The organism is Acinetobacter sp. P37 (assembly GCF_057480965.1).
Window position 1 is genome coordinate 1 of record NZ_JBLIYY010000058.1, and the last position, 289, is coordinate 289.

The 289-nt window shown below is 41.5% G+C and carries 1 tRNA gene; it reads left to right on the top strand.

From position 1 onward, the window contains the following. The first annotated feature begins 23 nt into the window (after positions 1–23). Positions 24–99: transfer RNA gene (locus AC25JC_RS17370), tRNA-Ala, on the top strand. The last annotated feature ends 190 nt before the right edge of the window (positions 100–289 follow it).

A 289-nucleotide genomic window follows, 5' to 3' on the forward strand; every position in this document is an offset into this window, starting at 1 on the left:
AAACATTGACTTATTGATAAGCTGGGGACTTAGCTTAGTTGGTAGAGCGCCTGCTTTGCACGCAGGAGGTCAGGAGTTCGACTCTCCTAGTCTCCACCAAATTTCAAGACAAGAAAAGCATGCTTTTCCTTGAAATTTAAGCAAGAAGCTACGCTTCGCGCAGTATGTGATCATGCAGTGTTGAAGTTGTTTAGTCCTTAAGCGATCAAGTGTTTAGGTTATAGAGCTTAGCAACAAAGTGGCGTATGATTCGCTTCATTGTTATTAAGCTCTGTGATTTATCACAGTT